The organism is Sedimentitalea sediminis, from assembly GCF_042687825.1.
GTDB lineage: Bacteria > Pseudomonadota > Alphaproteobacteria > Rhodobacterales > Rhodobacteraceae > Sedimentitalea.
The window spans coordinates 1-2,859 of sequence record NZ_JBHUQE010000052.1 but is presented as its reverse complement, the minus strand read 5'-3'; the positions used below and the strand labels follow the sequence as shown (position 1 = coordinate 2,859).

3 protein-coding genes are annotated in these 2,859 nt (G+C 53.3%); 2 read left to right on the top strand and 1 reads right to left on the bottom strand.

The window, feature by feature from the left end; translation table 11 throughout:
- On the top strand, positions 1–818 hold an 818-nt coding region (locus tag ACFMPD_RS17400), incomplete at its 5' end, for a hypothetical protein (RefSeq protein WP_380997272.1).
- Between the two features lie 313 nt (positions 819–1,131).
- Positions 1,132–2,109: an IS1595 family transposase gene (locus ACFMPD_RS17395; protein WP_380997270.1), complete on the top strand. Its 978-nt coding sequence runs from the start codon at positions 1,132–1,134 to the stop codon at positions 2,107–2,109.
- Positions 2,110–2,265: 156 nt separating this feature from the next.
- Here ACFMPD_RS17395 and ACFMPD_RS17390 read toward each other — a convergent pair.
- The coding region (locus ACFMPD_RS17390; RefSeq protein WP_380997268.1) for a DUF3800 domain-containing protein at positions 2,266–2,859 on the bottom strand (594 nt) is incomplete at its 5' end.

Sequence of the window (2,859 nt, the reverse complement as noted above, 5' to 3'; positions counted from 1 at the left end):
AGCCGATTTGTGCAACAAGGCCGGTCAGGTTCTACAACAAGGCTCGCAAGCTTAGGCCGGAATATCTCGCAACAGACTATTATCTTCAAGAGTTCGGTGGGGCGCTTTACAACGCACGACACTATGCGCCAGCAAGCTGCTTCTATTCAAAAGCAATATCCAAAGAGTCGGAACCAATCGAATGGCACCGGTTGGGTGATGCTCAGTTGCTCTCAGGTGACATTGAATCTGCAATCACATCGTTTGAAAGGGCGGTTGAAGCGCAGAACGCAAGCCCTGAAATGTTCAGTTCTTCGATTAAGCGTTCTCTTTGTCTCTGGTTGCTCCAGACCTACAAGGAAGCTCTGCCTACTCGTCGTCATGATGCTTCGCAAATGCTGAAGCGCATTGAGACGACACATTCACAGAATGAGGGCGAATATCGGCGAGTTCTCCTAGAAGCGTGTGCACTCGACCCTGTTTCGAATTTCAACGTCGGTGTGAGTTGCGCATCTCGAGGTCAGTTTGCCGACGCGTTGTATCACTTTGTCCTTTGTGGAGTTCAGTGTCCAGACGATCACGAGGCTTGGAACAATGCGATGATATGCAGCTGGCACATTGGCCACGAGGCGTTTCTCACGGTGCTTTCAGCGGCGTATGCTCACAACGTTCTTGAAAGCTATGCCTATTTCAGACGCCATATCGCGGAACAAGGTATGCCAGATGACCTGATCGAGATACTGGATGCTTTGGTGGGTGAACTTGATGATCCAACAACCGTTTCAGAGAGCTTTTCTGACTGGGCGCATAGCGTCCCAATTGCCGACTTAGGGAATTGAACAATGCGCCACACATTCCTTCAAGTCGGGTCTTCCGGCTCACGGTTCCACCTCCTGAACCGACCAAAAGTTTCGTTAGAACGGGAAGCCATCTTCAAAAAACATCGTCGTCAGGTTCCGCGCTTGGAGTGTACGCCTCGTCCGCGTCGTGACGAACGGCAGTCACTTGGTACGAGTTCAAAGACCCCTCGACCACTTCTAGTGCAGGCTTGGTGCGTGCAAAGGAATAGCTCGTATCCAAGTTTGAGCGATTGTATATTTGACAAACCCAACCTGAAACCCTATATTCTTATCAAGACGATAGGAGTTTCAAATGTCCGTTCTTTCCGCTCCCTACTTTCACGACGAAGCCGCCGCATTCGAACACATAGAGGGTATGCTTTGGGCGGACGGTCCGGTCTGCCCCCATTGTGGCGTTGTGGATAGCGCCTACCGCCTAACTGGCGTTCGCACCAAGCCCAGCAAGAAGAACCCCGAGGGTAAAGAGCGTCACGGCCTGTGGAAGTGCCGTGAGTGCCGCAAGCAGTTCACCCTTCGCAAGGGCACCATCTTCGAGGAAAGCCACCTGCCGCTTACCCTGTGGCTGCAAGCCATTCACCTGATGGTGTCCAGCAAGAAGGGCATTTCCAGCCATCAACTGCACCGCGTTCTGGGCATCACCTACAAAAGCGCGTGGTTTCTGACCCATCGCATTCGTGAGTGCATGCGCGGCGGCGAAATTGCCCCGTTTGGCAGCAATGGTGGTCCGGTTGAGGTCGATGAAACCTTCATCGGCAAAGAGCCGGGCGTGACCAAAGCACCGAATGCCCGTGGCGGTTCTCACAAAATGAAGGTTCTGACCCTCGTTGATCGCGAAACCAAGCGCGCCAAGTCCATCGTTGTTGACGACCTCAAGAAATCCACGCTCATTCCGATCCTGCGCGAGAATATCGCCAAGGAAGCGGTGATCTACACCGACGAAGCGCGCCAGTATCAAGGTCTCAATATCGATCCTAGTTTTGCCGGTCACGATTGGGTCAATCACAGTGCCGAGGAATACGTTCGCCTTGAGGCCCCAGAGGTCCACACGAACACCGTGGAAGGCTTCTACAGCATCTTCAAGCGTGGCATGAAGGGTGTATATCAACACTGCGGGAAACAGCACCTGCACCGTTATGCGGCTGAGTTCGATTTCCGTTACAACCACCGCAAGGCCAACGGCATCGAAGATGTAGAGCGCGGCAAAATCGCCCTGCTCGGCGCTGCTGGCAAGCGCCTGACTTATCGGCGGGCTGGTGTCCCGGGCGCTTGACGCGAAGGACTAGATGTCGCGTTATATGATATTTCTAGTGACAGATTCTACCAAATATGCGAGGATTCACTGCGTGGGATACGCCGGAATTCCCCCTTTTTCAATGCGCAAAGACGGATTGGAACTTGAGTTCACGGTTGCGCGGTGGATCGCAGCCTAGCGGGGTTCAAGAGATGAGGGGCCGGGGCCCACGCACCCAAAATCATATCCGTAAAATGAGAATACTTCCTTCTGGGTGTCACTCAGTTCCGCGCGCCATGGTGGGGTGGGCTGCAATACCACTCCGAAATCTGCCGCCGATCCTCCTGATCTTGCCATTTTGGGGCGCAGAAGTTTCGCAAAGCTAGGGTCATTAGAAACATCCAGTGTGTCGCACGCTTGGTAAAACGCGCTTGCAACAGCGTCCGCTAATTGCAGACCCGCATTCGCAGTATGAGGCACGTAGTCAACTAAACGGAAGCGTAAGACCTCGTGGCGCATAACCCGGCGAGTCAAATAGATGGTGCCCGTGTGGTATTGCGACCTTAGCAACTCCCAATATGCCTTTGTTTGCCCGTAAGAATGGCCGCCGCGCTGGCTGAAGATCACCTTGACGTTCCTCGTCTCCCCGAACTTCTTCTCACTGTCACGAACGCATAGGTCAGTTACACGTTCCATCAAAAAGCGAACGCAAAAGTTGTAGAACCACTGCTTTCCACCGGCTACTGCGGCCCTCTCATTGTTGTAGCGTAAGCGTCCGGTCTGACTGCT